Genomic DNA, 14,520 nt, shown 5'->3' on the forward strand with positions numbered 1-14,520 from the left:
CGGACCGGCAGTGAGCACCGACTGCGCGGCTACTCGTCGATCCAGCCGAGCTCGACCGCATTCTCGTGCATGACGTCTTCGACGACGGGCAGCGTGAGGAACGAAACGGCATACAGGACAACGAGGATCCCGAGCGCGACGGTCCAACCGCGAACGCCGGCTCCCGGCAGACCGGCCTCGTTTTGTCCGGCGCCGACGGTGCGGTCCCGAAGCAGCCGCGTCCGCGGGAGCCGCCGGTCGGCCGGCCTCAGCATCCACGACGCGATGGCGCAGATCGTGAAGAACATCGCCGCCGACCACGACCCGAAGCCGTCGCCGACCGCCATATGTGACGCCACGGCCCCCGACCACAGGAAAAAGGCACCCGCGTATGCCCATTCCTTGATCAGCGGCAGCCCCGGCGCGATGATCGCGACGGCAGCGCCGACCTGCCACGCACCCAGGACGTAGGCGAGGAAGTGCGGATATCCCAGGTGTTTTAACTGGATTTCGATCCATTCGATCGGCACCAGGTTCCACACCGATCCCGCGACCAATTCGAAGACTATGACCAATGTGGTGGCCCAAAAGGCGATGAGTCGGATCCGGCTCGAGTCTCGGTCTTTTCGTGCGGCGGGGGCCGACTTCTCGTCGGTCGCCTGCTGGGGCATTGTGGTTGTGTGCATCTCGGCCTTCCTCGGCGAATCTGTTCTGTCGTGAGCGTCGGCCTCATCCGCGCGTGATGGTTCGCGGGACGGTCAGAGCGGCGAGGAGTTTGTCAGGAATCTCGATCCGGTTCCCGGAAATCGCCTGCGCTGCACCAATGAGACCGGTGCGAATTTCGGCCACTTGCCGTGCGCCCGGTGCCCGCGGTGCTATCGCGGGCGACCTTGCGTGATGATCAGCTCCTCAGGAATCTACGAGGGTGGTTTCGGTGGCTGTCCGCAACGGCGCGAGCGCTGCGCTCCAGGCGAGGAGCTGGTCCAGTGTTTTGCTCAGGGCGGCGGCGTGGTGGTCGCGCGGTGTGAAGGTCGTGTGGTTTTCGAAGTCGGTGAGCAGTGAAATGGCGACTTGATAGCCCACGTCGGCCATGCCGAGCGTGCCGCAGACCGTCCGCAGCTGTACTACGGCGCGGGCGCCGCCGTGCACGCCGTAGGAGACGAATCCGACCGCCTTGTCGGTCCATTCCGCGCACAGGTGGTCGATGGCGTTTTTCAGCACGCCGGGTGCGCCGCCGTTGTATTCCGGTGTCACCATCACGAAGCCGTCGAACGGGGCGATCCGCTGGGCCCAGGCTCGAGTGTGTTCGTTGACCGATGGGCCGAACAGCGGCGGGGTGGCCTCGTCCAGATGCGGGAGTGGATGGTCGCGCAGATCGATCAGTTCGAACTCGGCGTCGCCGCGCTGTGATGCCGTGTCGAGAACCCACTGTGCGATCTGTGGGCCGTTGCGGTTGGACCGGGTGCTGCCGAGGATGATGCCGATTCTGATCATGTCCCGAACTCCTGCTTTGCCGAAGGTGCTTACGACCTTCCGACGCCACAGCGGTCGAAAATGTCAGGTGAGATCAGCCGGCGATACGGCCCGTCGTCCTCTCCGGCAGGATCCCGGCCTGGACGAGTTCGTCGTAGATTCGCTGTTGCTCATCGTCGAGATTTGAGTACAGCATGTCGTACGCCCGCTCTTCCTCGGCGAGCGCGGCCACCGGATCCCAGTTGTCACCGAGCGCCGCGACGACGGCGCTGCGCCGCCGTGCCTCGTCCAGCGTGAGGTCGTAAACAAAATTGTGGTCGGCCATTGGGGCGTCTCCAACCAGGTTCTTCCGATAACGAATTGATGACGATGCCCAACCATGCCTTCTCGGGCAATGACGTGCATCACGTTCCCTGGTCGGATTTCGTCACATTCGACGCCCGTGCCCGGTTCCCCGATTCCGGTCGGCGCAGGCCGTGACAGCCGATTCGAGCGGTTCTGACACCGCGGCGAGCAATGGGCTGGACCATGGATGCGGGCGGTGCGATGCGTACCGCGTCTCTTCCCGTTGTGTTCCGTGATCCATGTCCGCCACACAGGAGGAACGAAATCCCATGATGACGACCCCGAACTCTCGGCGCCCTGTCGGCGTCGCCGTTGTCTTCACCGCGATGGCCGCGGCCTCGGTGGTGGCCGCCGCTCCAGCGCTCGCCGCCGCGACTCTCGACATCACCGGCGCCGGATCGAACATGGTCCAGGTCGACTACAGCTGCGACGACTCCGCCGGGGTGGTGAGCATCCAGGCGATGATGGGCGACCCCAACGGCGACCGTCCCGCCGCCGAGGGCATCCAGAACTCCGTCGAGTGCGACGGTTCGCCACAGAGCGCCACCGTCCCCCTGACAACGGACCCCAGCCAGCCCCAGCCGACCTCGGGTTCCGAGGCGCAGGTGCGAGTGGCACTCGTCGACCGCGACGGGATCGTGGTATCCGGACAGGCGAAGAAGTTCACCGTGCCGTAGCGCGCACCCGATTCGCCATGGTGCGACGGACGTTGTAGCGGCTTCGGCGGATATTCGCGCCGCGGCCGCTCTGCCGGGTCAGGTCCGTTTCATGCTGCCGACACTCAGCGAGCCGCTCGCGGTGGTCCGCAGCTTCTTCTCCGTCGCGCGGACGTAGCCGACGGGATCCTTGTCGACGGGTTGGACGCCTGCGTAGTTTCGCGCCTCGTAGGCGGCGAAGGCGACGGCCAGTTGATGGCGGCGCGGCAGGCCGGTCAGACGACGGAAATCGGTGAGGCCCTCGCGTTCTTCCTCGGCCATGTGATCGCTGTTGGCCAGGTTGGCCGCCGCGACAGCCGCGTACCAGTCATCGGTGCCGACCTGATGACGCGCCACTTCGGCGACCGCGTCCCTGATCTCGTTGTGATCGTGGATGGCGTCGATCGTCTCGTCCTCCACGCCGCCCGCGCGCCGGGCCGCGATACCCGCCTGCAGCAGCGCGGGGTAGAAGATCTCCTCCTCCGCCTGCGCGTGCAGCTCGAGGAAGGCCGCCAGTCTGCCCCAGATCGCGGAGAGCACTCCGGTCTCCGTGCGATCGATCTGCTCCAGGATCGCGAACAGCCGCCGCTGCTCGTGGTGGTCGTCGAGGATCAGCTCGGTAATGTCCACAATTCCTCCCTGACATCGATTTCAGGTCAGTACTGGACGCCAGGGCAAACCGTCCCTCGAGGCGGCTGGCATGTCCCTCAGAGGCTCGACGATAACTCACCGGCCCCGCCGACGACTCGAAGGCCGAGGCCCGATTACCGAACCGTTCCTCGCGATCCGAGTCGTGGCTGTCCGCTGGTGTGGCCGTCCGGGCCCTGTGCGATCGAGGTGGTGGCGCACTGGCCGTGATCGAGGATTCGAGTTGTGCGGTGACCCGGTGGTGGGACGATAGGACGCGGTGCTGGTTCGGCATCGAGTGATCGAAGGCGGTGGGGGATTGTCTGATCCGTTGGCACCGGGGGCCCTGGGTGCGCTCGCGTCGGGCGTCGCCTCGATCGACTCCACGGTAAGAGTCGATTCGATCGCAACGGGAGGCGAGGCCGTCGGTGTCGATCCGGACCGTCGCACCGGCTGATCGCGGTGGACCCCACCCTCGGCATCCCCGACCAGGAGCGGCTGCGTGCTGAACTCGTTCCGCGAGAATGGATTACGAGTCGACTGCGATCGTGGCTGACCAGCGGCGAACGTGTCCTTCTGATCACCGGCCCGCCGGGAACCGGAAAAACCTGGTTCGCCGCTCAACTCGCCCTGCAGCGCACCCTGGATCCGCGAACCGACCCCCGTGTCGTCGAACTTCCTTCGACCGCGACGCTGTACGCGCACTTCTGCGACGGGAACGACGAACGAACCCTCGACACGGGCGAGTTCGTCGCCCAGTTGTCCCTGTTCCTGGCCCGCGAGATTCCAGGTTTTCACCGTGCGTTGGCCAGTAGTGTCGAGAGCACAGGGATACACCTGTCGATCAACGCCACTCAGACCATCGGGTCGATGCAATCCAACGCGACGGCCACCAATGTCGAAATCCACCTCGCCGGCGCGATATCGGCACGCCGAGCGTTCACCGTGCTGGTCCGGCGGCCACTGGAAGTGGTCGCCGCCGCGGGATGGGACGGGCAGGTCCTGGTGGTCGTCGACGATCTGTCCAGCGGTTATCACTACGACACTCGGGACAACATCGCCGAGCTGATCGGAAGCGTCGCCTCCGATACGAGCGGGCCGGCTGGATTACGGTTCGTGGTGACCAGTCGACCCGACCCTTGGGTGCTGAAGGCCCTACCCGTCGCCGCGGTGGATCTGCACGACGACAGCCCCGACCGCGATGACCTGATCACCTATATTCGCGGGCGACTACCCACGGTTGAAGACACACTGCGAACGGCATTGGCGCGGATTCTGAGTATCGTCGTCGACGGCAATTTCCTTTTCGCCCGCCACCTACTCGATGACCTCGCGCACCCGGTCGAGGCAGGCGCCATCGATCCCAGGTCGTTTCAGTTTCCGACCGGGCTCACCGACCTGTACCAGCGATGGGTTGCCTCGAGCTTGGCTCGGTCCAGAGAGCGGTGGTGGGGATGGCAACAACCGGTCCTGGCCGCGTTGGCCGTCGCCCGGGCCGCGGGGTTCACCGAGACCCAGCTGGCCGGAATCACCGGACTGCCGATGTCGAAAGTGCGCTACGCCCTCGACGAGTGCGCCCAATTCCTGCTGCGCGACACCGACACCGGGCAGGTGCGGATCTACCACAACTCCTTCCGCGAGTTCCTCACCCTCGAGCATGTGCACTCCGAAGAAGCACACCACGCGATCGTAGAATTCTTCGTTCGCAATTACGCCGACCGTTGGCACGAAGCCGACCCCTATTGCCGTCTCCACTTGGTCGTCCACGCCGCGGCCGCGGGGCAACTCGGCGCGCTGGTGACATATGCGGATTTCCTCGTCGCTGTGGAGCCGACCGCGCTGCTTCGCGAGCTGCCTGCCCTGCCTCGCGGGCACCGGCATGCCGAGGTGTTCGCTCGTGTCGGCCGGCTTCTTGCCGACCTCGATCCCGGGCAACGTGCCGCGCAGCTCGAGCTGGCCGCACTCGAGATCGGTGCGCGCGATATCGCCGACCAGTTCTCGCGACTGACCCTGGTACGTGCGTGGCGGCCATTGTGGGTGGAGTCGGTGCGCCACACACCATCGACGTTCATCGGCGCCCACCCCCTCGGGGTACTGGATCTGCTGGCGCTACGGCGTTTCGGCGCCGACGTCGTGGCCACGCTCGGTGTCGACGACACATTACGGCTGTGGGATCTGTCGGCGCAGGACGCGCAGGGTGAGCTGCAACTGACCTCGTCCGGTTCACCGGCGCGATTGGCGCTGCTGACCCTCGAGGGCGGCGAGTACCTGATGGTGACCGGCAGCGTATCGGTGACGCTGGTCCACCTCGACCGCCTCGAAGCGGTGGCCTCGATACCGACACGGCCGGATGTGCTGATCACCGCCAGCACCGTAGTCGTGCTCGACTCCGGTGACGCCGCGGTTCTGGGGTACGCCGACGGTGTCATCGAGGTCGTGCATCCTGTCGGTGGGGCGGTCCTCGCCGGGCCGTGGCACGCGCACGACGGTCCGGTGTTCACCTTGAGCTCCCCGTCACCGTATTTGGTGATCTCGGGCGGCGCCGAAGGCACAGTGTCGCTGTGGTTCGTCAGCGCCGATGCGGCCGAACGCGCCGACTCCAGCGGTCCTCTGTGGAGCGCCTCGCCTGGATGTTGGTCGCGCGCAGTGAAGTCCGTGCAAGTCAGTGACACCGACCGGATGCTGGCCGTCGGTCACAGCGACGGCCGTGTCCACCTCATCGCCCTCAGCGACGACCCCGCCTATCTCGAAGTCTGCGACCATCTCCCGGCATCACAGAGGCATCGGTACTTCCAGTTGATGTTCATGGACGGGATTCCAATGCAATTGACCAGTGGCGGGTCCGGCAGCAACGATTTCCGTGATGTGCAGCGCGACAGTGTGGGACATGGGAGCCGCTATCCGTCCGAAGGCATCACCACAGTGTTCGGAGGCGTGAACTGCCTCGATCTGATGCACGTCGACGATCGGGTCCACTTGGTCAGCGCGGGCGAAGACGGCAAAATCGTCTACCTCGTCACCGACCCGAATTTCGTTGCCCACGCCGGAATCGTCTTGCCGTACGGCCGGCCGCTCGGTGCGGTCGCCTTCGCCGAGACGGCCCACGGACATGTCCTGCTCTCGGCCGAGTCCAGTGGCAGTGGAGTGATTCGGGCGTGGCCGCTCGCCGCAACCCCGTGGCCGCTGGCGCCGACCGTAGGCGAGTTCCGCAAACGGATCCGGGCCATGGACGCGATTGTCGACGCCGACGGGACACTGGTGGTGGTCGTCGTCGACGATGACCACATCGGGGTACGAGTGGGGTCGGCCGCCTGGTCCTTCCACGCCGCCCAACTGACCGTGCACACGGTCCGCATGTGGATCGATGACACCCACCTGTGGATCGCGGCGTCCGGCCGCGCCGATGACGACGGCGCCGTCCGGCTGTGGCAGATCTCTCGCGACGCGGAACCGATCGAGTTCACACTGACCTTTCCCGAGTTACTGCACGTAGCAGGCGTCGCCCAGATCCAGGACGACGGTGATTTCCTGACAGTGGTCGGCACCCGGCGCGGCGGCGGCCCGGCGGTGATGGTGGTGAGCTCGGCTGAGGGCCACTGGGTCGGCCGGGACGTGCCGCTGGACGGTATCCCGCCAGAATGCGACCTGATCGACTGGACGAGCGCGATCACGGGTTCGGGCGGACGAGAGGTCTTGCTCAGCGGGGCCGGGCGCCTACACCGCGTCTCGGTCGAACACGGAGTTCTCGGCACCGACCATTCCCTGTTCGCCGGACCGCGCCCCACATCGATCCACACCGCGCACGGAGCCGCCCTCGTGCACGGATGCTGGTCCGACATCACGATCGAGTCCCTCGACGAGAACCTCTACCTCGCGAACCTCCACATCGAGCCGCACGGCGAGATCACCTCGATCGCCGCGCTACCCGATGGCACGACGGTGGCTGCTGGAACTACGGACGGCCGCGTCGCGCTCTGGCACGACTTCCCGATCGATCCCGCACCACTCCTCTCGGCCACCGACACCACGGAGCGTCCGCGAAGCGCCGAGAGCCGTGCACCGAATCAGGTGATCCGGCTCCCTTCCGCAGTGCTCCAACTCGTGGTCCAGCCCGACGAAATGATCCTCGCCAGTACCGATCTGGGCATATACGTCCTACAAGTCCGGCGTTCTCCCTCGGACGACAGCTGAGCGCGGAGACGGCGCAGGTCGGTGTCGTGCACGGCGAGATGGAGATTCACCTCACCTGGACAGTTACTGACGACCGGTCGGAATCTCGTCGTAGGGCCGGCGTCGGAGTATTACTTGCGGCGACGGCGTAGCGCTGCGACGAGACCGAGTACGGCTACGACAACCAGCCACACTGTTGCTCCGAAGCTTGCGGTGACGACCGTTCCCCACAGCATGATGAACGGCCCGTATCCGCCACGCGCGCCCAGTATCCGCAGGGGCCCACATCTTGCGGGATGGTCGCGCATTCGGGGTGGCCGATGGCCGCGAAGGACAAGGTCGCGAGCGACGGAATCGCTACGGCCACAACGAGTACCAGCGCCAGACTTCCGATGGGGCGGAGAGGACTGCCATGCGGTCAGACCCTGACGATTCGTCACCGTCCGTGGGTACGACCGCCGCGGGTCAGTTGCTCGCCGCGGTGTCGATGAGGTCGGCGACGACGCCGGGTTGGGATACGAGCACGGCGTGTGAGGCGGCTATCTCGACGGTGTGCGCCCCGATGCGGCCCGACATGAAGCGCTGCGAGGCGGGCGGGATGATGTTGTCGCCGGTCGGGATCAGGGACCAGCTCGGGGTGTTCGACCAGGAGGTCGGACCGGACGGCTCGAGGTTGGCCCACAGCGCGATCGAGCGCTGGTGGGCCAGCATGGTGGCGGCCGTCGCCTCGCTGACATCCGGCGCGAACACCCGGTGGAACGCGTCGGCGGCGATGTAGCCGTCGAGGTTCCTGCCGCCGATTGCTTGCGCGTCGTCGACGACCTTCACCTGCAAGACGGGTGGAAGCAGCTGACTGCCGGGGAATCGGATCGGGTCCAGTCCCAGCTGGACGGGCTCGCCCTGCGCCGGCGCGAAGGCGGCGACATAGACGAGGGCCTTGACGTTCGGGTTGTGGGTGTTGGTGATGACCGCGCCGCCGTACGAGTGGCCGACGAGCACCACGGGCCCGGAGATCCCGGCGAGGGTCTTCTCGACGGCTGCCGCGTCGTAGCCGGGTCCGCGCAGCGGGTTGTCGGGGACGACGACTGTGTAGCCACGGCCGCGCAGCTCGGCGGCGACCGCGTCCCAACTGGTGGTGTCGGCGAAGGCGCCGTGCACCAACACGACCGTCGGCAATGGTGCGGCGGCGGCCGGAGTGATCAGCGCCGAGCCCAGGGCGGCGACAAGGGCGATCGTGGCGAGTGCGGCTCGGGCGAATCGAACAAAGCTCATGGCGTGCTCCTTCGCTGTGTGCGCGGGACGGGATCAGGCCGAATCCGGCCCGGCTGCGGTCATCAGCGGCGGCTCGCGTTCGGTAAGGGTCCGCGATGACATCTGCGTAGTGATCAGTGATTCGCCCGACTCGGAGATCGTTGGAAGCTCGGGGTTTCGGCGGTGTACTCGACGGTGTGCCCGTCGCCGGGCTGCCCCGACGCGAGCCATCCGACAGCCCGTATCGTCGAACAGCTCGATCCGGCTGTCCCAGCTACTGATGCGCATCCGAAGTCTGTGCATGGCCACGACCGGGATCAGTGCCGCCACAGGCGCCTCCTCGGATGCCTTTTCCGGCGCTGATCTTACATATCTCCTGGATACGTGCGGAGAAAACCGAAACACCGACGAGGTGGTCGTGATGTTCGCTTCGCCGTCGCGATGGCGCGGCGGCGATGTTCGAGGAGTTTCGCAACCATCTGGTTACCATCACCGTTCAAGGTCGCAACCCGGCAGGCAACCAGGTGCAGTCGGCCCCAGTTTGGCCAGGTGTGACTTCCGCGGTTGTGGTGCGACCACATCGCGGTGGGGTGACCCGGCAACGCCCGCCACGGTCTCGGGCGTGGTGCAGAAGCGCCGGGTGGTGGCTCGGGCGGCTGAATGTGTATGGAAGTTCCAGCCGTAGCCCCACCCATCGGTCTCGCTGGAGACATCGTCGCGCGGGGCCACAGGACGAATTCGACGGCCCTGATCGCCTCGGCTTCATACCGACGGGGTCATGGTCAGTGCGGCTGAACTCGGGTCACCACTGGTCCTCGGGAGGGCAGACTGCGATCGGTCGAGTGGCTACGGATGGATTGTGGTGGCTGTGGCTGCCCTCAGACCTAGGCCGTGGGCGATGGTGTCCGACCAGGCGCGGATCGCGCGCCAATCCCGCAGGTCGCCGTAGCGGGTGCCGCCGGTCAGACGAAACAGGGTCCGCGCCTTCCAGGAAACGCCGGCGCGTTCGTATTTCCCGGCGAAGCCGATGTAGTCGCGCGGTGAGATCGAATCACGCAGGCCTGCGATCTTTTTCGGCACGGTGCGGGCGAGGCGGCGCCCGATGGGTCCACGCAGCGCTGGGCGAACGCCCACGCTGAACAACCACACGTCCGTGGCCGCCAACGCCTCGCGGTGGTTGCCGATGTAGGTCACCGCCTCGGGCAACAGGTCCATGTCGTGGATGGCGCTGCCGAGTACGACGGCGTCGAAGCGGCTCAGTTCGGGGGCATGGGCGATGTCGCTGAGTTCGACGCGGGTGCCGCGACCGGCCAGGTCGTCGGCGATGAACTCGGCGATGTCGCGGGTCGAGCCCTGCTCGGTCGCGTACAGCACCGCCACGCGGGGAGTGGTCGTTCCATGCGTCGAGCTTGGCTCGAGCTGGTGCGCGCCGGGCAGGGCCGTGATACCCGACTCGGGTGGGCCCAACGACCCCAGTCGAAACCTCGCCTACGGCGCCGGCTCATGGCCGGTCCCGCGATCGCGGGCGCACTGACCGGCGCGTTCGACCTTCGGGTCGCGCTGCTCGTCGTCGGAGCCGCGATCCTCATCGCGGGACTCGCCGTCGCAACCGAACTCCCTACCGCTGCCCTCGTGTGGAGGGGCGGATCGCGCTCCTTACCTGGAGAAGTCGGACCGGGACGCGGCGAATCGCTGTAGGACGCACAATGCTGAAGGTGATGCTCGAACGTGTGCTTCCAGGGCTGCGCCAATTCGACGGTTATCGGCGTGGCTGGTTGCGCAGCGATGTGCTGGCCGGGGTGACCGTGGCGGCGTATCTGGTGCCGCAGGTGATGGCGTATGCGACGGTGGCGGGGTTGCCGCCGGTCGCCGGGCTGTGGGCGGTGTTGGGTCCGTTGGCGGTGTATGTGGTGGTCGGTACCTCTCGCCAGTTGTCGGTCGGGCCGGAATCGACGACCGCGCTGATGACCGCGGTCGCGCTGGCTCCGCTGGCTGACGGAGATCCGAGCCGGTACGCGGCGCTGGCCGCGATCTTGGCGGTGCTGGTCGGGTGCGTGTGCCTGGTCGGTGCGTTGATCCGGCTGGGTGTGCTGGCGGATCTGCTGTCCAAACCCGTTCTCGTCGGCTACCTGGCCGGGACCGCGGGCATCATGATCGTCGGTCAGCTGGGCAGAGTCAGCGGTGTGCCGGTGGAGGGGAGCACGATTCCCGAGCAGTTGCGTTCCTTCGCGAGCGACCTCGGGCAGTGGCAGTGGCCGACCGCCGCGCTGGCCGGGGGTGTCCTCGTCGGATTGGGGCTGGCGGCATGGCGGATGCCGCGGCTACCCGCGCCGCTGCTGGCTGTGCTGGCCGCGACCGCGGTGGTCGCGGCGCTGTCGCTGGATCGCCACGGCATCGCCACCGTCGGCGCGGTACCGGCAGGTATCCCGGTCCCAGGATTGGCGGGGGTGGCGTGGGCCGATGTGGGGCAGCTCGTGGTGCCGGCGATCGGTATCGCGGTGGTCGGGTTCTCCGACAACGCCTTGACCGCACGCGCTTTCGCGGCCCGCCACAGCCGCCATGTCGAAGCCAACACCGAGCTTGCGGCCCTCGGCGCGACCAACCTGGCCGCCGGGGTCCTGCACGGCTTCCCGGTCAGCTGCAGCGGCAGCCGCACCACCATCGCCGACGCCATGCACGCACGCACCCAGCTCTACTCGCTGACCGCACTGGTCGTGGTGCTGACGGTGTTGTTCGGCGCCACGACAGTGCTGGCGGCATTCCCCACCGCAGCGCTAGGGGCGCTCGTAATCTATGCCGCGCTGCGGTTGATCGATTGGCCGGAGTTCGTGCGTATCGGCCGCTTTCGGCGCAGTGAGCTGTTGCTGGCGTTGGCCACACTGATCGCGGTGCTCGTTTTCGGTGTGCTCTACGGGGTGCTGATCGCGGTCGGGTTGTCGATCTTCGATTTGCTGCGTCGGGTCGCGCGCGCTCACGACGCGATCCTCGGGTTCGTTCCCGGTGTCGCGGGCATGCACGACATCGACGACTACCCGGACGCCGAACCCGTTGCAGGACTGGTGATCTACCGCTACGACGCACCGTTGTGCTTCGCCAACGCCGAAGACTTCCGCCGCCGCGCCCTGGCTGCGGTCGACCAGCAAGCCGCCCACGATGGCGTTGCGGTGTGCTGGTTCGTGCTCAACGCCGAAGCCAACGTCGAGGTCGACCTCACCGCACTGGACGCCCTCGAACAACTCCGCACCGAGTTGACCGGCCGCGGTATCACTTTCGCGATGGCGCGGGTCAAACAAGACCTGCGTGACGATCTCGACGCTGCCGGGCTGACCGACCGTATCGGTGTGGAGCACCTGTATCCGACCTTGCCGACCGCGATCGCTGCCTACCAGGCCACGGTGCCACCGACACCGACGTCGACCCAGGCACCGTTGTCCGGCGACGCAGTGCGGGCGCAGGGGGCATCTGTGGCGAACGACCGCGGCGAGGCCGACGCGGCGGGCACGTCGGGTACCGAGACGAGGGAGAGCGCCTCGCATGGCGATATCGCACCACAGCAGTAGCCGCAGGCGATCTCTGTCGCCAACGCCGAATACACCAGCGGGGCACCGTGGCCCGCGGCCATCGGGCGTGGTGTGGATGGTCTCAGCTGGCGGGCAACGGCTCGGCTAATGCGTGTTCCCGCAGTCTGGCCAGGATGTGTGTGAGGACGCGCGCGGCCTGCGTAGGGGAGACACCGAGGCGCTCGGCGATCTGCTTGCCCACACACGCGACCTGGACGAGGTCATCGAGGGGCTCACCGCGACCGGCGAAACGGCGCGCGATGTGCTCGGCAAGCGGCATCCCACGCTGCAGGATCTCTTCTCGCAGACGGTGTCGGTGCGGGTCGTCGGGGGCGAGGGCGGCCAGCTTCCCCAGCCATGGCCCGAGTTGGTCGTAGCTGTCCTCACCGATCGAATCGGCTACTGCCGCACGGGAATCGAGGATCAGGGTTGGTGTTGTCGGTTCCATCATCCGGGGGGCTCCTCGAGTTCCCTGTCGATCGCATCACCGGCGAGCAGGCTGCCCGGCATGTGTTTGAACGGGTCACCCAGCGATAGCGGTGATGGACGGAGAGGTCAGTGGGTGGTGCGGGGCCGTACGACGATGAGGGGGACTTCGGTGCGGTGGGCGACGGCGTGCGGGACCGAGCCGAGGGTCATCCCGGGGAATCCGCCGCGGCCGTGGCTGCCGAGCACGATCAGTTGCGCACCGTCGGCGGCCTGCATGATCCGGCGGGCGGGGCGGTCCTCGGTGACGATTCGGGTGACCGGAACCTCGGGGTACTTCTCGCTGTATCCGGCGAGGCTTTCGGCCAGCAGCGCTTCGGCTTCGATCTGCATCTCCTTGCGGGATTCGTAGCGGCCGAACTCCGACCAGGTGTGCACGGCGGTCACTGCCGTACCGCGTTCGCCGGCTTCTTCGAAGGCCATCGCGACGGCTTGGGCGCTGCAGGGTGAGCCGTCGACTCCGACGACGACCGGCCCCTGCCAGTTGTCGGTCTCGGTGTCGGGGATGACCGCGACTGGTCCGTGGGCGTGGCGGACCAGCGCGGTGCTCACCGAGCCGAGTAGCAGGCGGCCGAACGCGCCGTGGCCATGGCTACCGACCACGACCAGGCGCGCCTCGGCGGCGCGTTCGCGCAGCACGGGCACCGGCGCGCCGTCGGTCACGACCGAGAAGACCTCGATCGTCGCGATCGGTGCGGCCGCGGTGCGTGCGGTGTCGGCCACGGCGGCCAGGAGATCGCGTCCGGCGCGGCGCCAGGACTCGACATCGAAGATCGGGCCCGCCATGCCAGGCCCGAAATCGGTCGGCACGCCGAGGGCGTGGATCAGCTGCAATGGAGCGCGGTGGCGGGCGGCGTACTGCGCTGCCCACCGCACGGCGGTGAGCGACTGGGCGGAACCGTCGACTCCCACGACGACAGGCGGGGTGGTGATGGCGGACATGTGCGTGTGTCTTTCTGTCCCTTGCGGATTGGGCGTGGCGGTGCTCAGTCGGGATGGACGACCATCACCGGGCAATGGGCGTGCTGGACGAGGTGATTGCTGGTCGAGCCGAGCAGCATGCCACGAAAACCGCCACGTCCGCGGCTGCCGACGACGACCAGTTGCGCGCTCTTCGACCACTCGATCAGCTGTTTGCGGGCCCCGGACAGGTAGACCCGGCGACTGACCGCGACAGTCGGATATTTCTCCTGCCAGCCCGCCAGCCGTTCCGAAAGCAGGGCGTGTTCAGCGGTTTCCAGTTCGGCGATCGGGATGCGCAGATAGCTGGTTCCGGCGAACTGCCCCTCCGACAGATCGCTCCAAGCGTGCACGACCACCAGTTCGGCGCCGCGTTCGCAGGCTTCGTCGAACGCGGCCTCGATCGCGGGTTCGCCGATCGGGCTGCCGTCCACGCCGACCACCACCGGGCCGCTGCGCCGGACCTGCCGCTTGATGCCGTCGTGGCGCGCCACCACGATGCGACCCTTGCCCTGACTGGCCACCGCCAGCAGGGTCGAGCCGAGATGGGCGAAGGAACCGACCCCGGGAGTGGCGCCCAGCACGACCAGATGCGCTGTCGAGGACAACTCGATGAGCAGTTCGGCGGGGTTGCGGTCGGACAGCTCTGTGACGACCTCGAGGACCGGGTGATTCTCGCGGGCGATCCGCTCCGCGCTGTCCAAAGCCTGTTGTCCGTGGTCGCGCAGCGTCTCGACGACAGACGGCACGAAGACGTCGGCAGAACCCAGCACCGCGCGGGTGGCGGCGAGGTCGTAGCCGTGGATGATGATCAAGCGTCGTCGCCGATCGGCCGCGGTCTGGGCGGCCCACGCCACGGCGTGCGAGCCGGCGGGTGAGCCATCTGTCCCGACCACCACCGCTGCCGAGGCCGAGTCGTGTAGGTCTGGACGGTGTTGGGCGGTCATGCTGGTGCCTTTCGGTCAGAAGTCGGG

Annotated in this window: 12 protein-coding genes; 3 read left to right on the forward strand and 9 right to left on the reverse strand. The window is 67.1% G+C overall.

Features of this window, described 5'->3' with window-relative positions; all coding sequences use genetic code 11:
- Positions 1 to 29 precede the first annotated feature (29 nt).
- From FB390_RS20535 to FB390_RS20545, 3 genes are all read right to left on the reverse strand, one after another.
- The gene (locus FB390_RS20535) at positions 30 to 650 is read right to left on the reverse strand and encodes a DoxX family protein (protein WP_246124124.1); all 621 of its coding nucleotides are present in this window, start codon (positions 648 to 650) and stop codon (positions 30 to 32) included.
- Positions 651 to 888: 238 nt separating this feature from the next.
- Positions 889 to 1,473, reverse strand: coding sequence for an NADPH-dependent FMN reductase (locus FB390_RS20540; RefSeq protein WP_141810396.1), 585 nt, complete (start codon positions 1,471 to 1,473; stop codon positions 889 to 891).
- A 73-nt stretch (positions 1,474 to 1,546) separates the two neighbouring features.
- Positions 1,547 to 1,777 carry a DUF6400 family protein gene (locus FB390_RS20545; RefSeq protein ID WP_141810397.1) on the reverse strand — a complete coding sequence of 77 codons (231 nt, stop codon included), beginning with the start codon at positions 1,775 to 1,777 and terminating at the stop codon, positions 1,547 to 1,549.
- A gap of 289 nt (positions 1,778 to 2,066) precedes the next feature.
- On the opposite strand from FB390_RS20545, the gene FB390_RS20550 reads away from it, so the two are divergent.
- Positions 2,067 to 2,474 carry a hypothetical protein gene (locus FB390_RS20550; protein WP_141810398.1) on the forward strand — a complete coding sequence of 136 codons (408 nt, stop codon included), beginning with the start codon at positions 2,067 to 2,069 and terminating at the stop codon, positions 2,472 to 2,474.
- Between the two features lie 78 nt (positions 2,475 to 2,552).
- Here FB390_RS20550 and FB390_RS20555 read toward each other — a convergent pair whose 3' ends face one another.
- Positions 2,553 to 3,122: a hemerythrin domain-containing protein gene (locus tag FB390_RS20555; protein ID WP_141810399.1), complete on the reverse strand. Its 570-nt coding sequence runs from the start codon at positions 3,120 to 3,122 to the stop codon at positions 2,553 to 2,555.
- Between the two features lie 459 nt (positions 3,123 to 3,581).
- On the opposite strand from FB390_RS20555, the gene FB390_RS20560 reads away from it, so the two are divergent.
- Positions 3,582 to 7,310 (forward strand): P-loop domain-containing protein, encoded by a 3,729-nt coding sequence (locus tag FB390_RS20560; protein ID WP_141810400.1) that lies wholly within the window; start codon positions 3,582 to 3,584, stop codon positions 7,308 to 7,310.
- Between the two features lie 444 nt (positions 7,311 to 7,754).
- Here FB390_RS20560 and FB390_RS20565 read toward each other — a convergent pair whose 3' ends face one another.
- Positions 7,755 to 8,561 (reverse strand): alpha/beta fold hydrolase, encoded by an 807-nt coding sequence (locus FB390_RS20565; protein ID WP_141810401.1) that lies wholly within the window; start codon positions 8,559 to 8,561, stop codon positions 7,755 to 7,757.
- 825 nt (positions 8,562 to 9,386) lie between these two features.
- Positions 9,387 to 9,920, reverse strand: coding sequence for a flavodoxin domain-containing protein (locus tag FB390_RS20570; RefSeq protein ID WP_246124125.1), 534 nt, complete (start codon positions 9,918 to 9,920; stop codon positions 9,387 to 9,389).
- Between the two features lie 326 nt (positions 9,921 to 10,246).
- Here FB390_RS20570 and FB390_RS20575 point away from each other — a divergent pair, with 326 nt between their 5' ends.
- Complete coding sequence (locus FB390_RS20575) at positions 10,247 to 12,100, forward strand: SulP family inorganic anion transporter (RefSeq protein WP_246124126.1); 1,854 nt, start codon at positions 10,247 to 10,249, stop codon at positions 12,098 to 12,100.
- An 82-nt stretch (positions 12,101 to 12,182) separates the two neighbouring features.
- Here the strand turns inward: FB390_RS20575 and FB390_RS20580 are convergent, their stop codons facing one another.
- From FB390_RS20580 to FB390_RS20590, 3 genes are all read right to left on the reverse strand, one after another.
- Positions 12,183 to 12,551 carry a hypothetical protein gene (locus tag FB390_RS20580; RefSeq protein ID WP_342780422.1) on the reverse strand — a complete coding sequence of 123 codons (369 nt, stop codon included), beginning with the start codon at positions 12,549 to 12,551 and terminating at the stop codon, positions 12,183 to 12,185.
- 104 nt (positions 12,552 to 12,655) lie between these two features.
- Positions 12,656 to 13,528 carry a universal stress protein gene (locus FB390_RS20585; protein WP_141810402.1) on the reverse strand — a complete coding sequence of 291 codons (873 nt, stop codon included), beginning with the start codon at positions 13,526 to 13,528 and terminating at the stop codon, positions 12,656 to 12,658.
- Between the two features lie 44 nt (positions 13,529 to 13,572).
- Positions 13,573 to 14,493 (reverse strand): universal stress protein, encoded by a 921-nt coding sequence (locus tag FB390_RS20590; RefSeq protein ID WP_141810403.1) that lies wholly within the window; start codon positions 14,491 to 14,493, stop codon positions 13,573 to 13,575.
- Positions 14,494 to 14,520: the final 27 nt, after the last annotated feature.

Source organism: Nocardia bhagyanarayanae, assembly GCF_006716565.1.
In the GTDB taxonomy this organism is placed as follows: domain Bacteria; phylum Actinomycetota; class Actinomycetes; order Mycobacteriales; family Mycobacteriaceae; genus Nocardia; species Nocardia bhagyanarayanae.

What these genes read in the sequence shown, in the direction of transcription:
- FB390_RS20535 (WP_246124124.1), bottom strand. Translation starts at nt 650, where the DNA reads ATGCCCCAGCAGGCGACCGACGAGAAGTCGGCCCCCGCCGCACGAAAA.
- FB390_RS20540 (WP_141810396.1), bottom strand. Translation starts at nt 1,473, where the DNA reads ATGATCAGAATCGGCATCATCCTCGGCAGCACCCGGTCCAACCGCAAC.
- FB390_RS20545 (WP_141810397.1), bottom strand. Translation starts at nt 1,777, where the DNA reads ATGGCCGACCACAATTTTGTTTACGACCTCACGCTGGACGAGGCACGG.
- FB390_RS20550 (WP_141810398.1), top strand. Translation starts at nt 2,067, where the DNA reads ATGATGACGACCCCGAACTCTCGGCGCCCTGTCGGCGTCGCCGTTGTC.
- FB390_RS20565 (WP_141810401.1), bottom strand. Translation starts at nt 8,561, where the DNA reads ATGAGCTTTGTTCGATTCGCCCGAGCCGCACTCGCCACGATCGCCCTT.
- FB390_RS20575 (WP_246124126.1), top strand. Translation starts at nt 10,247, where the DNA reads ATGCTGAAGGTGATGCTCGAACGTGTGCTTCCAGGGCTGCGCCAATTC.
- FB390_RS20580 (WP_342780422.1), bottom strand. Translation starts at nt 12,551, where the DNA reads ATGATGGAACCGACAACACCAACCCTGATCCTCGATTCCCGTGCGGCA.
- FB390_RS20585 (WP_141810402.1), bottom strand. Translation starts at nt 13,528, where the DNA reads ATGTCCGCCATCACCACCCCGCCTGTCGTCGTGGGAGTCGACGGTTCC.
- FB390_RS20590 (WP_141810403.1), bottom strand. Translation starts at nt 14,493, where the DNA reads ATGACCGCCCAACACCGTCCAGACCTACACGACTCGGCCTCGGCAGCG.